We start from the raw sequence: 18852 nt of genomic DNA on the forward strand, positions 1-18852 counted from the left end.
TTTACGTGTTCTTTCGCTCTTTTACGATGGTCTGTATATATTTTCGTTTCTTTTTTAACGCTGGGAGCTGAGTGAAAAAGGATTTCCACGCTACGATTAACTTTGGCTCTCTCAGAAGCATATAACCATGCGCGGCAATTTCATAGGGAAGAGAAACCAAGATTGTCTTCAGCATAGTTCGAGCCGATTCATTCTTGTAGATCATTTTGTAGCGATTAATGTAAGATATTCGCCGGATGAACATTGGTTTGGTACTACGGCCAGACGTTTTCCACCCACGTTCATGATACCCAATTGCCTCAGCATCATAATACCCCTGCCAGCCAAATAGCTGGGCTCTCCAAGCCACATCCACATCTTCCTTATATGCAAAAAAATCTGCATCAAAAAACTCCCCATCAACACTAACGTCTTCAATCATCCGTCGAGAATACATCGCCGCCGCCCCAGATACACCAAATACTGTACCCGACTGTGTCCATAGTTCTGCTGGATCCCCCGCACCACGGTCAAACGCACGCCGTGCCTTGTTCATCTGAAGACCAGTGCTATCCACTAATCCGTGATCAGCCTTTAGCAAAAGCTTACCTGTGGCGCTGCCAATTAAAGGATTTTCCTCCAGCCGTGTAACTAATCTAGATACGTAATCCTTCGCTAGTATCAGATCTGGATTTAGGACAAGTACGTAGTCAGTATCTGTGACACCGATAGCTTTATTATGAGCATGCGCGAAACCAGTGTTACATAAGTTCTGATATACAAACAATTGTAGGTCAGTGATTTCAGATGATTTTTTATCAATATTTAAAATTTTCTCATCCGGGAAGATAGCCATAAGGGGTTTACCCATAGGATCGAAAAAGCTTGATGCTTCTCTTAATTTCTCTATAGTATCATCTTCAGAGTCATTATCCACAATCACAATACATTTTAGTGGATAATCCTGTGCAAGGACTGCCTTTAAACAACCTACAATATCATCAGTACTATTATATGTAACTAGTTGTACACTAACGGTTTTGGTAAGCATGATAATCCTCAGATCCTTATGATGTTGACATTATTCAAGAATTTTTTTCGATTTTGTTCTTATCAATAAAGAATGATATAAAAGGTGAGATGCCTCAGTGCCAGAAAAACTAAAATAGCTTCATAATAAATCCAAATTCTAAATAGAGCTTTTGACTCTGTTATAGTATTTAATAAAACAGAAAGTAAAGTCGCTAGTAGTATTAATAAGAGAATGTCAGTCGCATAAAAAACTCTATGCCCTGAGGCATATATAGTTGGTGAAAAACTAATAACAATACTTGAGGCTAAAGCAGCCATATAAAAGAGAACACTCACAATTGTTATCCTAGAATTTCCAAATAACTTCACAATAGACAAGGCAATACAAAGAAAAACTAGTAAGCCCAATAATATCGAAACATTCATACTTACTGATTTTGAATTATAATCACTGAATATTTTGGGGAGATCATATAAATTATCAAACATAGAAATTTTATTGCTTTTAATGAACATTTCAAGAGTTTGATCAAATGCCGTAGTAACATTCCCTGGTCTGCTTTTTGCAGAAATCATGCGTATACCGAAATATGCCACCGGTACTAAGGACATTATTCTATACATTATTCTTTTATTTTTTGTGAACATCAATATTGTAATGAGTAATGAGATTATAAACATTATAGAACTAGCCTCATTAACAAGATGCCAAAGACTATAAAACAACCCATAAAATAATTTCTTAAACAAGGAAAACGTTTCATATTCCGGGAATAATGAAGCTTCCGAGGCAAATCTTTTGACATTCCCAGGTGCTGTATAACCTATAATAGCATTAATTATGACAACTGCTAAAACAAGCATAGAAGGTATATGTATTTTCTTTTTCTTAAGAGCAGAAAGTAAAATTAGAATTGTGCTAAAAGTAATCACAATCGCAGCTATTTGCTCTGAGTATGCAGCATATATCCCAGCCAATAAATTAAAAATTATTAACTTATTATTATACTCCTTCTCGAAATAATTATAAATTATAGGAATTAAACTAAATAAACCAAGAGCAGTAGGCCAAAGATAATTAAAAGATCCAGTAACCCAAATGCTACCACTCCAAAAAACTGCATCAGGTAATAAAAAAATGGACAGGCAAATAGATATTATCAAGTATGTCTTTTTTTCTCTTCTATCTCCAGTTATGGCTAATACAATCTTATACATAGTTAAAAATAGCAAGATAAAAATCATGGTATTTAGTATTTTCCAAACAATTGGATCTAGAACTATTATACTTGTAAGGAAATAATTAATCATAATTCTGCCATTCCAATTTAAATAGTAATTTTTGACAAATTCAAAAGAACTCACATCAGTTAGAGCCTTTTTAAATTCAATATCATCTGAAATATTACTATCCACATGTAGATTCACTATAAACATAATAATTGAAAAAAATATAAACAGTAATGTAACATTATATTTATTGGAAAACTTTTTTATATGATCTATCATATGTCAAATCCTTTACGATTATTTTCTAAATACTAATAAACGCTGTCCTAAATAGTTCAAAATTGTATATAACCCCATACCGAATAACATTGCTAGTTGTTCATTAGTTTCTATTGAAAACTTTAAAGAAAGTAAATTTATAATTTCTAGTATAAGGCGCTTAGATATAAGAAAACCAACTAAATAAGATACTGAGCTTACTAAAAAGAATTGAAAAAATGATTTGTAGTCGAAGTTACCATATTTAAAAGTAAAGGTCTTGTTTAAGAAATAACTAATAACCCCACCAAATAAATAGCTCAATGCACTTGAACTCCAGTATCCAAATCCAAAGTAATTATACAACAGGAACATAGTGATTGCGCCCAAAATTGTATTAAATACACCAACGAGTAGGAACCTTATGAGCTTATTGTTAGTTAGTTTCATACATACCTCTTGTGTCTTTTCCACAACTATATTTTTCATGCTATCCTTCTTGTTTTACTATATATATTGGACGCCCTTTTGTTTCCAGATAAATATTCGCCAAATAATTCCCTATAATTCCAGTGCAAAAAAGTTGAATCCCTCCAACAAAAAAAACTATAGATGCTAGTGAAGGCCAGCCAGTTACAGGATCCCCCCACAATAAAGTTTTAGAGATAATAACCAAAATAAGAACAAAAGAAGCAAAACAAAAAAACAAGCCTATTAATGAAGAAAGAGCAAGCGGAACAGTAGAAAATGCGACAATTCCTTCAATCGAGTAAATAAAGAGCTTCCAGAAAGACCACTTAGTCTCACCAGCTACCCTTTCAATATTTTCGAATTCAAACCATTTGGTTTTAAAACCTACCCAACCAAAAATACCTTTTGAAAAGCGATTGTATTCTCCCATTGATAATACTGCATTAACCATTTGACGAGTCATTAGTCGGAAATCGCGCGCTCCATCAATAATTTCAGCCTTTGATATTTTTTTTACGATTCTATAAAACATTCTTGCGAAGAAAGAACGTATTACGGGTTCGCCATTTCTTGAATTTCTTCTTGTAGCAGCACAATCATATCCTTCCTCTTTAATAGACTTAAGCATGTTAGGAAGGAGTGCTGGTGGATCCTGCATATCCGCATCCATTACTGCAACATAATCGCCTTTTGAATATTTAATACCTGCATATAAAGCTGCTTCTTTTCCAAAATTCCGTGAGAAAGATATAAATCTAACGCGATTATCTGAATTAGCAAGATCTTTAATAATATCTAAAGTGTTATCAGATGACCCATCATCCACAAAAACAAATTCAAATTCAACCTCGTTCATTAATTTAGCAATCCGTATTATTTCATTATAAAAAATAGGAAGACTTTTCTCTTCATTATAACAAGGGATACAAATGCTTATAATCTCCATAATTCATAGCTCATCCTTTATATTTAATACTAATATGGCAGTTAACATTAATTAATTAACCCTTATTTAGTACCTAATACTAAATAAGGGCTATTCATAGACCTAGTTCTCTTCCCGTTACGGGGATAATGCTACCACTATTAATTTTTAAGTTCTAGCAGAAAGCTTCTCAAACCTTCACGCCAGTGACGTATATCCTGAAAACCGTTTGTACGTATTGACAAATGCTCCATCACGGAATTACGAGGGCGTGGTGCAGGACGTATAAATTGTTCCGTAGAACACGGGTTAAGTTTGGCCGTAAAACTCAAACCCAAAATAGCCTCAGCCTCTACAAAAATCGCTTGTGTAAATTCAAACCAAGTACAAGAATCACTATTTGACGCATGGTATACACCATACTTCTCAGTTTGGATAAGCTCAACCAAGAATTGAGCTAAATCGACTGTATATGTTGGCGAACCTTTTTGGTCATCGACAACTTGAAGCATTGGCTTTTCTTGACCAAGCTTTAGCATTGTTTTGACAAAGTTATTTCCGTATTTGCCGTACACCCATGACGTTCGTACGATGAAATACTTAGAGGAGAGGGATTGAACGAGTACCTCACCCGCACGTTTCGATTTGCCGTATATACTCTTAGGGTCTGTATTATCATATTCATGGTAAGGCTGTGCACCCATACCATCAAATACATAATCCGTGCTAATATACACCAGCTTGGCTCCAGCTTTTTCAGAAGCAAGCGCTACATTTCGGCTGCCAGTAGCATTAATTAAATAAGCTGCATCAATATCACTTTCTGCCGCATCTACTGCCGTATGAGCAGCACAATGAATAACCGCATCCGGTCCAAACCCGCCAATAACTTGGATGCACTGATCCAGATCAGTAATATCCATCTCCTGACGATCGCAAGCCAACACTTCGTGACCTTGATGCTGGAGCAGTAAAACTACGTCCTGACCTAGTTGTCCGGCCGCACCTGTAACAAGTACCTTCATAGCTATTTTACCCCCGTATCAAAATTACAATGAGTCACCTAAACGATCACCATATTGCTGTTCAGCATATTTTTGGTATTCCCCAGATTGAATACGGGTCCACCACTCGCGGTTATTGAGATACCATTGGATAGTTTCTTTAATACCTGTTTCAAACGTATGTTTCGGCTTCCATCCCAGTTCATTCATAATCTTAGTTGGATCAATCCCATAACGGCGATCATGACCAGGACGGTCTTGAACATAAGTAATCAAAGAATTAGGCTTGCCTAGTTCCTGCAATACCGTGTTTACAATATGCACATTCGTACGTTCATTATTGCCACCAATGTTGTAGACTTCGCCGTTCACACCCTTGTGAATAACCAGATCAATCGCGCTGCAATGATCCTCAACATACAGCCAATCGCGGATATTCATTCCATCGCCATAAACAGGCAACGCTTGATCAGCAAGTGCACGGGAAATCATCAGCGGAATAAGCTTTTCCGGGAATTGGTACGGGCCATAATTGTTTGAGCAGCGGGTAATATTCACTGGCAGTCCAAACGTTTCGTGATACGCACGTACTAGCAAGTCTCCGCCTGCTTTGCTTGCTGAATATGGACTGTTAGGAGCCAGAGGAGTTTCTTCGGTGAATAATCCAGTCGCTCCCAGTGATCCATATACCTCATCCGTAGATACTTGAACAAACTTAGTGATACTGTATTTTTTCGCCGCATCCAAAAGCACTTGTGTTCCAAGTACATTCGTCTTCACAAACACTTCCGGCTCTAAAATACTCCGATCCACATGCGACTCCGCCGCGAAATTGACAACGACATCCACACCCTGGCTAATCAGTTCATCCATCGCAGTAACATCTGTAATGTCGGCCTTCACAAACGTATAGTTCGGATGATTCTCCATCGATTTTAGGTTCTCCAGATTACCTGCGTAAGTCAATGCATCCACGTTGACGATCTGGTAATCAGGATGTTGTTGCAGCATGTATAATACAAAGTTGCTGCCGATAAATCCGGCTCCGCCAGTAACTAGCAGTTTCATTTATAGCCCACCTTTTGTTCAATGAGATGTTTACATTTCGAAGTTTAACTCCGCATCCTTCAGTAAAGGATGACGTTGATCTTTATCCGATAATATCGCACTAGAAGTTGGCCAACCAATACCCAGCGCTGGATCATTCCATAATATGCCACGATCATTCTCAGGGGAATAATATTCGTCCACCTTATATAACACTTGGGTATTAGGTACTAATGTACAGAAGCCATGAGCGAATCCTTTCGGAACAAGCAACTGTCGCTTATTATATTCGCTAAGTATTACACCTACCCATTGCCCAAAGGTAGGCGAATTAAGACGAATATCAACAATCACATCGTAAATAGCACCCGATAAGACACGAATTAACTTAGTCTGAGATTTGGGATTAAGTTGGTAATGGAGACCACGCAAAACACCCACCTCAGCAGATAGGGAGTGGTTGTCTTGAATAAAATTATGAGTTATACCTAACTTGTTCATTATTTCTTCATTATAACTTTCCATAAAAAAACCACGATTATCACCATGAACCACAGGCTCTATTAAATTTGCACCAAACAGTTGAAGAGGAATTACCTTCATAGCCTCTCCTCCTTCACCATTATAATTTCAGCTTACCGAGCTCATTTCCAAACACAACAGATTGTGCTAGTTCATTCGCCTTAGCTAAGGACACATGCGTACCAACATCTGTCCACCAACCTTGCAGAATATCATAGGTTAACTCATCTCTTACAATATATGCATTATTTAAATCTGTGATCTCTAATTCACTACGTGCGGATGGCTTTAAGCTTTTAACTATTTCAAACACATGACTATCAAACATATAGATACCGGTTACTGCGTAATTCTATTTTGGTTCAGCCGGTTTCTCTTCTATTGAAAGAATTCGCCCATTGCGAAGTTCGGGAACACCAAATCTTTTGGGTTCAGATACTTCTTGAATCAATATTTCGGCCCCTTGTTTTTGATCAACAAAGTTCTGTACATATTGCGTAATATCATCTTCAAAGAAGTTATCTCCAAGTATTACAACCATTTGATCATTACCAACAAATTGCTCAGCTAAATCTAAAGCTTGTGCAATCCCACCTGCTTCATCTTGTACTTTATATGTAAAGCACACGTCCATTTCACGACCACTACCTAATAGGTTAACCACATCACCCATATGCTCTTTACCAGTAACAATTAGGATATCATTTATTCCAGCTTTTTATAACTTATATACGGAATGAAATATCATAGGATATTTACTACAGGTAGCAAGTGTTTATTAGTAACTTAGTCAAAGGAAATAGACGAGAACCAGTACCTCCAGCAAGAATTATGCCTTTCATAATGACCTTCTATGGATTATATCTATATTTTTACATATTAAATCAACTATGTCATAACTTAAATCAGGATATATAGGGAGAGTTAGGATGTTATCACTTATTTTCTTAGCATTAGGCAATTCAATATTTGAATACTCCTCTTTAAAACAACTATAATCAGTTGCCAATGGATAAAAGTATTTTCTAGTGAAAATATTATTGTCCCGAAGGATTTCATATAGAGTATTTCTGGATACTCCGTACTTTTCTTTATCAATTACAATAGGAAAGTAAGAGTAGTTATAAACTATATTTGACTTTTTGTAATCCAGAAGACTTATTCCTGGAATCTCCCCAAGTAAGTCTACATATCTTTCTGTTACCAATTTTCTTTTTTCAATATTTTCCTGAACATGATTTAAGTTCACGAGTCCCATTGCTGCTTGGAACTCATTCATTTTTGCATTATAACCAACAATTTCAACAGTTTCAGGACCGCTAATACCAAAGTTTTTATAAAGATCAATTATTCTTTTATATTCGTCATTTTTATAAACTAATACTCCACCTTCAATTGAATGAAAGAGTTTCGTAGCATGAAGACTAAACATCGAAATATCTCCGAACTGACTTATAGGTTTACCATTAATCTCAACCCCAAATGCATGTGCAGCATCATATAATACTTTTAAATTGTATTTCTGAGCAATCCTCTCAATAGCGTCTACATTACATGGAGTTCCAAATACATGTACGGGCATTATGGCACTCGTATTTTCATTAATAAGTGCTTCTATTTTGGTACAATCAATATTATAGTCACTTAAATCAATATCACAGAAAACTGGTTTTAAATTATTATTGACAATAGCATGAGTAGTTGAAGCAAATGTAAACGGAGTAGTTATAACCTCACCAGTGATCCCTAAAGTCTTAATGGCTGTTTCTAAAGCCAAGTGTCCATTTACGAGAAGACTAACATTATTAATGGATAAAAAATCAATTAGCTTTTTCTCGAATTCTTGGTGCAACTCTCCATTATTCGTAATCCAAGAATTATTCCAGAGACGTTCAATTTCTGCAGTAAACTCCGAAAAAGGAGGCATATAAGTCTTTGTTACATTGACAGGTGTTTCTAATTTAATTAATTCATTCATTATGAGTTGCCCTCCACTTATAAATCATGTAGACATTTTTGTTGCAGCCTTAGAAATAACTATTGTAGAATCCTCAACATTCTTAATTATTATTGCCCCTAACCCAACAATACTTTTAACACCTATATTAGTTTTTTCTCTAACACAAGCTCCTGCACCAATTAATGTTAACTCACCAATAGACACATTCCCTGAGATGACTGCTGCAGGATTAATAGTGCAGAAATCACCAACCGTAGAATCGTGACCAATATTACAGGATCGATTTAATAATATAAAATTCCCTAGTTTCACATTAACAGTAAGATTTACTCCTGAACAGATTACATTTCCATACCCCATATTATTATTAGAACTTTTAGACAATTTAGAGAGAGGGTGTATTAAATTAGGAAAAACAATATTCGATTTATTTAAATCCATAATTTCTTGATATATCTTTTCTTTAATCTTTGGATCCGCTAAACCAATTATCACACCGATCACCGAGAATTTGTCGCTATACCCGGAAAATTCCATATTAGAAGTAATAATCTCTACATCTTCAATAGATTTACCAATTTCATTTGGATCATTAGTCACAAAACCAACCAAATGATATATATTAGTATACGAATAATCATTTATTTCATCTATTAAAGCTTTGATTTCTTTAGCACACCCTCCAGTACCATAAATAACAATCGGTAATCCATTCCACTCATTTGACATGCTTACCGACTCCTATTTTTTAAAAAATTTCCTGATCGTTGAATATAGGTTTGTATCTTTTTGAATTTTCCGTTTAGCACTTTCCACTACTACCTGATGAAATGACGTTTCAAACACATCAATAATATCAAGTTTACCAGTATATGCGAAGAAATCATTGGCACTAAAATTATACTTTTCTTTTAAAACTCTTCTTGTGTTTTCATTTTTCAAAAGAATGCTAAGTTTTCGTAAACCAATAAGAACGTAAATAGGTTTGATATCAGGAGATATTTCTTTTAAATAAGCGAATGCTTTTTCACATTCAATTTCTTCTTTCGTATATAAGGCGTTCGATTCATCTAGAAAACCTTCAACAAAATCTTCGTCTTTTATTTCATCAAAAAAGTTACTCATAATAATAAAAAGCTCATTTTTATTCCTAATTCTATTTTCATAAGTAACAGAACTAGTATTCATTTCATTAGATAATATTCTAAAGTTAACTAATTTTTCTTCCATTACATGAATATTGAATTTTTTAATAACATTTATCCACATTGAAAAATCCGGTAATTGTCTCAAACTCGGATCATACAATCCAACTTCGTTATAGACTTCCTTTTTAATTAGCATCGATGGATGACAAAAGCAATTTAATTTATAAAATAATTGTTTTAACCATTGCCCCGAAGACTTATTATTTTGAGTGAATGCATCTGCCCAAAAATAATCTGTTTTTGATAATACTTTTCCTGCTTCATCAATAAAATTGGCGTCTGAGAAAACACAATCCACACTATCACTTTCTTCTAGAAAGTGTACTTGTTTCTCTAATTTATCTATTTCCCAATAATCATCTGAGTTTAACAAAGCAATATACTCTGATGATGAGTTTATTATTCCATGATTAAGTGTATCAACTGCTCCCTGATTTGTTTCAAATCCATAAAATTTAATCCTGGAATCTTCATATTTCTTTATCACATCTACAGAGTTGTCAGGTGATGCATCATCAATAATTAGTAATTCAAAATTTTCATACGTTTGGTTTAAAACACTCTCTATAGCTTTTCCAATGAATTTTGAATGATTATAGGATGGAATAATTATAGAAACTTTCGGATTAGTACTTTTCAATTTCTGCACCTGCTCTATTTATAAAATTTTGGGGGTATTATACCTTTTAAGAGTGATGTTGCAAATGGAGGAAGGTATTTCTTTACTTTTTGTTTAATACTCTCTTTACTAGTAATAATCAAAGGACCATCTATATTATCTATTCTATCCTGAAGTCTTCTTTTATGAGCATTGAACTCTTCATGATACAGACCATCTAGAAATTTATCATACTGCTCTATTAAGGAAATAGTATCTTTCAACTTTTCCAATTCCTTCTTTTGACTCCAAGTTCCGTTCGGATGCAAGCGATACACAGACATCACTTCTGGGAGATAGGCAATCAGTCCATTCTGGGCTACCATTATATTCGTCATCCAGTCATAAACTGTCAACTCATATAAAGAGCTATCTAATTGCTTCAAATACTTAGCCTTATATACGCAAGTAGAGAAATTACCTATAAAATTGTCCAGTACAAGTTCAGAGACTGTGATCAACTGGAAACTACGATCCCAATTCCAAGGTTGAACATTATATCTCTTTTTCTTCATGTCATGTACCACAAATTGATTAAAGGTCATAACACAAGCCTTATTAGACTCTAGAAAATCCACATGTTTTTGGATTTTCAAAGGATCAGTCCAAAAATCATCACCTTCTAGAATAGCTATGTATTCTCCCTTACATGCAGCAAATCCTCTCTTATAGTTTAGCGTTATCCCCAAATTACTCTCATTAGCTAAAATTCTAAATTTCCCAGGATGATTCTCAGCATATTGCTGAATTATACTCATAGTACTATCTTTTGAGCAGTCATCTGCTACTACAATTTCATAATCAAACGTCGTTTTTTGTTCTAGAATACTGTCTATTGCTTGATTGATATAACTCTCGTGATTATATGTCACCAATAGAATACTACATTTTGTAATTGAATCAGTCATATTTTGTTCTCCTTAATTTATCAATGATTGGTTCTAATCTTGTTATTAACTTATAGGCCTTTCTATTCTTAATAGCTTCGATTTCTTTTTCTAATTCACTTTTCTCTTTTGAAATCCCCAAATTATTCAACTCAATCATTTTAAGTACTTCATCTTTCTTCTTAAACTCATCATCAAACCAATTTTCTCGTGACTCATTCATTTCTTGCATTTCTTGATTTCTCTGTATCAGATCTTCATTTGTTAACTTTAAAGTCTTAATCCTTCTTTTGAGAGTTTGATTCTTCATCCGTAATTTATTCACAAAATTCATATATTTATATTTAGTATGTTCCCAATCACTATTCGCTTGTAATTTTGAAATTAAATCCTCTGATATATCTAGTACAGGAGTACTATATTTAAGCAGACACGAAACTGATCTAATATAAGTGCCTTGCATAACCTCAATAACAATTTGAGGGTCATTATTAAGAAACATATATTGGTTATTTTCTGTAGAGAAAGCATTTGAACTCAGTGTATATTCTTTGTTTTTTAAATTATCTTGATTTGTTAATTCTAAATCTAAAATTTCAATAATGCACTTAGTAGCAGAAGGATCTATTCTAATCTTATTGGCTAAAGCAGGAAGATCGAAATTAACTTGAAATATTTTTTGGGATTTTTCTACTTTAAAAGATTCACTTTTTGATTCACTGTACCCCTGACCATCATCCCAGTATATTTGAAGGTATAAATTATCTTTATCAAGATCACCTCCGTTTTTTTTGTTGTTATCTGCATTCATTTTATGAGTTGACATAAAGTCAATCATATTTTCATGATGCGATATCATTGCATAATCTTCCGAGGTCATTTCTGCACTTATTTTTTTGAAAAGCGAAGGCAAGTTATCAATTCTTTTTTCGAATCCATTTTTGCCATATATAATAAACGTACGTACTGATTCTTCATTATTAAAATCTTTATAAAATAATTTTTCATTGTAAAAACTATTTACCGTATTCCAGTACTCATATATATCAGGATGTAATCCTGTCTTAAACTCCATTTGCATAAATTTCTCGAACAGAAAAATTGAAGCATGGTTAAATTGATTCCACTCTCCATTAAATTGATCCATCTTATCTTTAATTAATTGAAGATCAGGCAAACCATTTTCCTGATGTTCTTTACTCCATAGTATTTCACCGTTATATAAATAATGAAAAAAAGCACCTAATCTCTCTTCCACTTCCTCTATCCCGTTATTTGAAAACGGCGCTGAAATTATAAATCCATATTTAGATACTCTTTCAATTTCAGATAGAAAATCATTTCTCTTATTCAGAGGAATATGTTCAAGGACATCCAGCCCAATAACAAAATCAAAGTAATTATTATCAAAGCTAAGGTTAGTAGCATCACCCTGTATGAATGATGGATCATTTAATAACTCTTCAGGAAGGAGTAAATCCAAATATTTTATATTCTTATTTTCAACAAAGTTCTCTAAATTTTTATGTTCATTCGCCCCTACTTCCAGAATAGAAAGTTCAAGTTCTTTAATCCCCAATAATTCAAAAATAATCTCTACCATCTTATAACGTTGAAATTGATGAAATGGAATCACAACTCAAAATTCACCTCCTAATTAACTCTACTTATCTGTATTTCATTTGGAATGTATAACTTGTTCCAGATCTTATAAGGATCCCTTTCGCGCATTTCAAATATATATGAGTTCTCTGTATAGTCTACGAATAACGATGTTCTATTTTTTATAGTTGAGGTAGAAAGAACAGTAGAAAAATTATACATTCCTTCTACTAAGGGTAAGCGCGTTTTGAATTCAACAATTATCTTCTGACCTGCTTCGCCAGATATTTCGCCGATTTCCTCAATCAAAGTATTACTGCCTAAATATTCGATGTTTTGTTTATCTCTAATATGATACCCAACAGAAATTTGACATTTTTTATCAAATTTTATATGCATTCTAATTTTAATTTTGTCATTAAAATCAGCTGTTATAACTGGATTATTGTTGCTATCTAACACTTCTAGCTCTGTTAAAATCGCATCACGGGTCCCCTGCCTGAAATATTCCACTTTCTCCATAAACTCAGAATTCTCTTTGAAAACAAGATTGTCATCCAGGGAAACCTCATCGAGATGGTACAGTTTATCTTCCGAGTTCACTCTCCCCTTAGTATTATTGTTCATTTGATCTCTAACATATTTAGCATACATATCTACTACCTTTTCAGCATCTCCGTAAGCTTCAAGATTTCCGTTTTTCAAATATATAGCCTTTTTGCACAAGGACTTAACAGAATTCAAATCGTGACTTACATATAAAACTGTAACTCCCTGTAGAAATAATTCTTTCATTTTCGTTATACATTTCGCTTGGAAATACATATCTCCAACACTCAGAGCCTCATCAACTATTAAAATATCAGGTTGTACATTGATAGCAACAGAAAAGGCTAACCTTGCAAACATACCACTACTATATGTTTTAACTGGTTGATAAATATACTCCCCTAGTTCTGCGAACGAGAGGATTTGCTCAAGTCTTTCTTTTATTTCTTCTCTTTTAAAACCCATCATCAAACCATTTAAATAGATATTTTCAATACCTGTATACTCAAAATTAAATCCGGCACCAAGCTCCAAAAGTGCAGCTACTTTTCCATTCACTTCTGAGATACCACTTGATGGCGTTAATACTCCGGTTATAATTTTTAACAAAGTTGATTTACCAGATCCATTCTCTCCAATAATACCTACAATATCTCCCTTATCTATAGTGAAATTGAGATTCTGAAGAGCATGGTGCTCAGAATACAATGTCTTCTTGCGATAAAATAAAGACTCCTTGAGCCTATCCATAGGAGTTTTATATAGTTTATAAGTTTTGCTGACATTTTGAGCGCTGATCGCTATAGTTTCCATTTCCAAACCACCTTATCAAAGCACATCAGAAAGATGTGGTTTAAGTTTTCTAAATACTTTTATTGATATAGCAAAATTAACTATCACTACTAATGCAAAGTAAAGTGTCAATTTGTATTTCTCATAAAACCAAATTTTATTAATCATAGAATCTCGAAAACCTTCTACGATATAATAGAATGGATTTAATTTAAACAAAAAAATCATATGCGGAGACAAAACATCTACAGACCAAAGAATTGGCGTTAACCACATTCCAAACTGCAAAATAATAGACAATACGTACGAGAAGTCTTTAAAAAATGGAGTAATTGCTGCAGTTAACCAAGATATACTAGAAATAAGAATTATATTACATAGGGTATAATATATAATTTGAACTGCAAAAAAACTGATAGGATAACCATAACTAATAAAAAAGGAGAATAAGATTATAATGAAAAACAGATGCACTAAGAATGCCGAGAATATCTTTACTAATGGTAATAATTCAATTCTAAAAACAACCTTCTTAACTAAATAATTATACTCTAAGAAACTATGTGTCGCTGTTGTTAATGCTTCAGAAAAATAGAACCAAGGTATAATCCCAGATACAAACCATAAAACGAAAGGTGCGTTTAAATCAGCCGGGGCGCTGACTTTCAAACCTTTTTCAAAAACAAACCAATAAACCAGTATAGTAACTAATGGCATTAGTAACGCCCATAACAATCCAAAATATGAACCTGCATATTTTGATTTGAAATCATTAATAGCTAAACTTTTAGTTAAGGAACATATATTTTTGATCCTCTTCATGTACGGTTCTTTCCTCATTTGTGCGTCTCCTTAGTAAAATCATATATATATTATTATTGCATTTATTACCTATACGTTTATTATTAATGTATTTATTATTAATGATAAAAAGTAGTTAGGTCGCCTTACATATGTTAAAATATCCACGTACCTACAGGAAAAGGAGATTATAACGTGTCGAAACCAGTATACGGTAAAAACGCCGCTCAGTCGAGAAATGTTGAAAAGATAGCAAGTCCGATATGGGCATTAGTTGTTGGTTTTATTCTATTTTTGTGTTGGACCCCATTTCAAGTGGGATTGTTTAATGGATCGCTAGTAGATTACGAGAAGCCAATATATGTATCCGCACTATTAAGCGCACTGATGCTGCTGGTCTGTGTTGGCTTGAACTACAAACAATTCAAGCTTGAAGAGCAGAGTGATTTAGTAGCTTGGGCAGCATTATTGCTCCCTGTGACCTATGCTCTGTCACTGTTTGTCGCAGTTTCGCATTATACGGCGATGAATATGCTGTTCATTCAGTGTACATATGCCGCAGTTTTCATTATAGCCTTTTATCTCATGAAGCAAAAGCAAGTAAATGTTGTCATTCAAAATGCTATATTAGCGATTGCCTATTTTATAGTGGGTTTTGGACTTTTAAATTGGCTAGGCAGTAGTAAGTTAGCAGGAAATCTTATAGGTTGGTTCTCAAACACCGTCCGAAATGATGTCTATTTAGATGCTGTTATGACTGACTCTAACGGACTTCGTCTGACTTCGATCTTTCAGTACGCAAACACGTACGCTGCCTTCTTGATGGCCTTTCTATTTGTAGCAATATTCGCGCTTATTCGCTCTAAAAATTGGTATGGATCGTTAACTCATGGCTTTATGTTAGTTCCCATTATTGTGTCGATCTTGTTAACCTTATCTCGTGGCGGCTTAGTCCTGCTACCTGTAGTATTCATACTCCTACTTTTATTCCTAAAACCTGCACAGCAAATCCTTTGGATTCTGCATCTAGGAGTTGCTGGTATTGTAGCTTTGCTCATTACGACACCCGTTACTAACCTAGGAATAGAGTTAAATGCTAATTTCACTTCTTCTTCAGCTTTAAAAGGTTGGACGTATCTATTAGGAGCCTCAATAGTTGTGGCTGGCCTTTCTTGGGTCATTCAGCGTTTTGTCGCTCCATGGTTGTATGCAAAACTAGAGAATTGGTCGTCACGTAAACGGACAGGTCTTTGGATTCCGCTCGGATCTGTCGCTCTAGTTGCTATTGTAGCTTTCTTGCTTATCGGTACGAGTGCAAAAAGCATCTTACCCGACAATATGGAGACTCGCCTAGAGAACATCAACTTCCAACAACATAGCGTACTCGAGCGGATTACTTTTTATAAGGATGCCTTGAAGGTGGTTAAGGATTATCCGATCCTCGGTGCTGGTGGAGGAGGCTGGGCATCACTCTATGAGCATTATCAGAATAATCCTTATACAAGCCGGCAGGTGCATAACTTCTTCTTACAATTTCTCATTGAAGTAGGTATTGTTGGATTTCTCATATTTATGAGCTTCATTCTGTATATCTTCTATAAATATATTCGTGGTTATGTAAAACGGGATAAAAACGAATTTGAGAATGGTTTCTTCTATCTAATTATTGCTCTATCTATTCTTGTGCACAGTCTACTTGATTTCAACATGAGTTATGCCTTTATGGGCATACTAGTTTTTATTGGTCTTGCTGGAATGGCAGCTGTTATGGATAGCAAGCCACTACGGAAAAATTGGAATAAAGCGGGCATCCGTTTTGGATACCTCGCTGTGTTTTCTTTAGGAACCTTGTTCCTAGTGTTCTTATCAATTAGCTATATTGGCTCCAGTAACTCCGCTTTGAAAGCTAAACAATTGAGGAGTTATAGCAATTCTTACGAAGAGCTTAGAGCTCCCTTGATAGAGACTTTGAACAAACGTCCAAGCCATCCAGAATCGACAATTTATCTTTCAGCCTTAGATCAGCAGGTATTTAGCCAGACCCAAGAGGAACAGTTCCTTGACGAATCTTACAATGTTTTAACTCGTGCACTCAAAGATGAGCCATACAACAAAAATCTTCTGCTCCAATTAGTGAGCTACTACGATCTGAAAGGTCAAAGCGACATCGCCTTGGGTATTTACCGTGACAACGCAGATAAGTTCAACTGGGATATCGATTGGTATGATGCAATAATCAGCCGTTCATTTGCCTTAGGTCAGCAAGCACTTAATCAAAAGGATGAGACAAAGAAACAAGAGTATTTCAATGAAGCGCAAGAAGCATATAATCACGTTCTTGCTGGAATAGATCATCTGAAGACTCTTCCACCAGAACAACTGCAAGGGCGTCCTTTCTCAGTAACGCCAACTATCGCTTTGAACGTTGGCAAAATGCAGCTTTTATCCGGACAAGAGGATGCAGCGAAGACCACCCTCAAGCTTAATTCAGATGCTAATTACACGGATATCATGAACAGTGAAACTCCATGGGATATAAATTGGTACAGTTCACTCATCAGCCGTTCATTTGATTTGGGGCAGACAGCTTATGCACAACAAGATAATCCAGATAGAATAGACAATATGAAAGCTGGTTTTGTCATTGGGCTTTTGGCCTACGATCATGTACTTGCGGATAATGATCCTTCGAAGACATTTAATCCGGATGTAACACTGAAGGTAGGAAAGATGCAGTATATGTCTGGAAAGATACAAATTGCCTCCTCCATCTTAAAAACAGCTTTAAGCCAAGATTTCGCAGATGCAACTAATCGAGAGATTGCTCGTTGGTACCTAGCTGCACTGGCGAAAACTGGTGGCGAGGATCAGGCACTATACGGTTCGCTGATTGCAGCTGACCCTGCGGAAGCAGCACAAGTTGAGGCCATTACAAATTCACAATTTTAAAAAAGAAAGAAACCATAAAAGCGCGCCACTGTTAATAACCGTGGCGCGCTTTTTTTTCGATTATACGAGATTTAATTATAGCCCGGTCTTAGCCGCTTCACTCTCAACAAGCTCTTTCATATAACGAAGCAAGTCATCTTTAAGCTCCTTGTGTTGAAGTGCATAATGAATGGTGGTCTGGATAAAGCCCATTTTCTCACCCACATCATGACGTTTACCTTCAAAGTCATAGGCAATAATTCGTTCAACCTCGCTTAGACGTGCTATCGCATCAGTAAGTTGGATCTCTCCACCTACACCTACCTGCTGCTCACCTAGCATATCAAAGATACGTGGGGTTAAGATGTATCGTCCTAAAATTGCTAGATTAGAAGGAGCCTCTTCTCTCTTTGGCTTTTCTACTAGACGATTAGCTTTATATACCCGTTCTGCCAAAGGCGAAGCATCTACAACACCATACCGTGATACTTCTTCCCATGGAACAGGCTGAACACCCACGATAGAAGATTTATACTCGTCATAAACATCTATCATCTGTTTGAGACAAGGTTTATTCGCTTCAACAATATCATCGCCTAGCAGGACAGCAAACGGTTCGTTTCCTATGAATTTACGTGCACACCAAATTGCATGTCCGAGACCTCTTGGTTCTTTTTGACGAATGTAGTGGATATCTGCCATTTCGGAAGATTTACGAACGGATTCAAGCAGCTCCCACTTCTGCTTCTCTGCTAAGTTAAATTCCAGTTCAAAAGAGTTATCAAAGTGATCTTCAATCGCACGTTTACCTTTCCCTGTTACAATAATAATATCCTCGATCCCAGAAGCAACAGCCTCTTCAACAATATATTGGATCGTCGGTTTATCTACAATCGGGAGCATTTCTTTAGGCATTGCTTTGGTCGCAGGCAAAAAACGGGTACCAAGACCTGCGGCGGGTATAATGGCTTTACGGATCTTCATCACATTAACTCCTTC

16 protein-coding genes and 1 pseudogene are annotated in these 18852 nt (G+C 35.2%); 1 reads left to right on the forward strand and 16 read right to left on the reverse strand.

Features of this window, described 5'->3' with window-relative positions:
- Position 1: 1 nt before the first annotated feature.
- From NSQ91_RS29355 to NSQ91_RS29425, 15 genes and pseudogenes are all read right to left on the reverse strand, one after another.
- The gene (locus tag NSQ91_RS29355; RefSeq protein ID WP_076179705.1) at positions 2-1030 is read right to left on the reverse strand and encodes a glycosyltransferase family 2 protein; all 1029 of its coding nucleotides are present in this window, start codon (positions 1028-1030) and stop codon (positions 2-4) included.
- A 62-nt stretch (positions 1031-1092) separates the two neighbouring features.
- Positions 1093-2520 carry a DUF6056 family protein gene (locus NSQ91_RS29360; RefSeq protein WP_076179704.1) on the reverse strand — a complete coding sequence of 476 codons (1428 nt, stop codon included), beginning with the start codon at positions 2518-2520 and terminating at the stop codon, positions 1093-1095.
- A gap of 18 nt (positions 2521-2538) precedes the next feature.
- Positions 2539-2988 (reverse strand): GtrA family protein, encoded by a 450-nt coding sequence (locus NSQ91_RS29365; RefSeq protein ID WP_081383742.1) that lies wholly within the window; start codon positions 2986-2988, stop codon positions 2539-2541.
- Between the two features lies 1 nt (position 2989).
- Complete coding sequence (locus NSQ91_RS29370; protein WP_036678648.1) at positions 2990-3916, reverse strand: glycosyltransferase family 2 protein; 927 nt, start codon at positions 3914-3916, stop codon at positions 2990-2992.
- A gap of 140 nt (positions 3917-4056) precedes the next feature.
- Positions 4057-4920, reverse strand: a complete 864-nt coding sequence (gene rfbD / locus NSQ91_RS29375) for a dTDP-4-dehydrorhamnose reductase (protein WP_076179703.1) — start codon at positions 4918-4920, stop codon at positions 4057-4059.
- Between the two features lie 24 nt (positions 4921-4944).
- Positions 4945-5967, reverse strand: a complete 1023-nt coding sequence (gene rfbB, locus NSQ91_RS29380) for a dTDP-glucose 4,6-dehydratase (protein ID WP_076179702.1) — start codon at positions 5965-5967, stop codon at positions 4945-4947.
- Positions 5968-5997: 30 nt separating this feature from the next.
- On the reverse strand, positions 5998-6549 hold the full coding sequence (gene rfbC / locus NSQ91_RS29385) for a dTDP-4-dehydrorhamnose 3,5-epimerase (protein ID WP_036678644.1): 552 nt from the start codon (positions 6547-6549) through the stop codon (positions 5998-6000).
- A 19-nt stretch (positions 6550-6568) separates the two neighbouring features.
- Positions 6569-7310 (reverse strand): annotated as a pseudogene (locus tag NSQ91_RS29390) (sugar phosphate nucleotidyltransferase).
- Positions 7307-8446 (reverse strand): DegT/DnrJ/EryC1/StrS family aminotransferase, encoded by a 1140-nt coding sequence (locus tag NSQ91_RS29395; RefSeq protein ID WP_076179701.1) that lies wholly within the window; start codon positions 8444-8446, stop codon positions 7307-7309. The pseudogene NSQ91_RS29390 and the gene NSQ91_RS29395 overlap by 4 nt, the downstream one beginning before the upstream one ends.
- Before the next feature lie 24 nt (positions 8447-8470).
- Positions 8471-9157, reverse strand: coding sequence for a PglD-related sugar-binding protein (locus tag NSQ91_RS29400; protein ID WP_076179700.1), 687 nt, complete (start codon positions 9155-9157; stop codon positions 8471-8473).
- Positions 9158-9169: 12 nt separating this feature from the next.
- Positions 9170-10276, reverse strand: coding sequence for a glycosyltransferase (locus tag NSQ91_RS29405; protein ID WP_076179699.1), 1107 nt, complete (start codon positions 10274-10276; stop codon positions 9170-9172).
- Between the two features lie 14 nt (positions 10277-10290).
- Positions 10291-11202, reverse strand: a complete 912-nt coding sequence (locus NSQ91_RS29410; RefSeq protein ID WP_076179698.1) for a glycosyltransferase family 2 protein — start codon at positions 11200-11202, stop codon at positions 10291-10293.
- Complete coding sequence (locus tag NSQ91_RS29415) at positions 11195-12817, reverse strand: class I SAM-dependent methyltransferase (RefSeq protein WP_076303629.1); 1623 nt, start codon at positions 12815-12817, stop codon at positions 11195-11197. The genes NSQ91_RS29410 and NSQ91_RS29415 overlap by 8 nt, the downstream gene beginning before the upstream one ends.
- A 17-nt stretch (positions 12818-12834) precedes the next feature.
- Positions 12835-14145: an ABC transporter ATP-binding protein gene (locus tag NSQ91_RS29420; RefSeq protein WP_036678636.1), complete on the reverse strand. Its 1311-nt coding sequence runs from the start codon at positions 14143-14145 to the stop codon at positions 12835-12837.
- 15 nt (positions 14146-14160) lie between these two features.
- Positions 14161-14964 carry an ABC transporter permease gene (locus NSQ91_RS29425; protein WP_076179696.1) on the reverse strand — a complete coding sequence of 268 codons (804 nt, stop codon included), beginning with the start codon at positions 14962-14964 and terminating at the stop codon, positions 14161-14163.
- 156 nt (positions 14965-15120) lie between these two features.
- On the opposite strand from NSQ91_RS29425, the gene NSQ91_RS29430 reads away from it, so the two are divergent.
- Entirely contained in the window at positions 15121-17874 is a 2754-nt protein-coding gene (locus NSQ91_RS29430; RefSeq protein WP_076179695.1) for an O-antigen ligase family protein, read from the forward strand.
- Between the two features lie 75 nt (positions 17875-17949).
- Here the strand turns inward: NSQ91_RS29430 and galU are convergent, their stop codons facing one another.
- Complete coding sequence (gene galU, locus NSQ91_RS29435) at positions 17950-18837, reverse strand: UTP--glucose-1-phosphate uridylyltransferase GalU (protein ID WP_076179694.1); 888 nt, start codon at positions 18835-18837, stop codon at positions 17950-17952.
- Positions 18838-18852 lie beyond the last annotated feature (15 nt).

Source organism: Paenibacillus sp. FSL R7-0048, from assembly GCF_038004505.1.
In the GTDB taxonomy this organism is placed as follows: Bacteria; Bacillota; Bacilli; order Paenibacillales; family Paenibacillaceae; genus Paenibacillus_AQ; species Paenibacillus_AQ odorifer.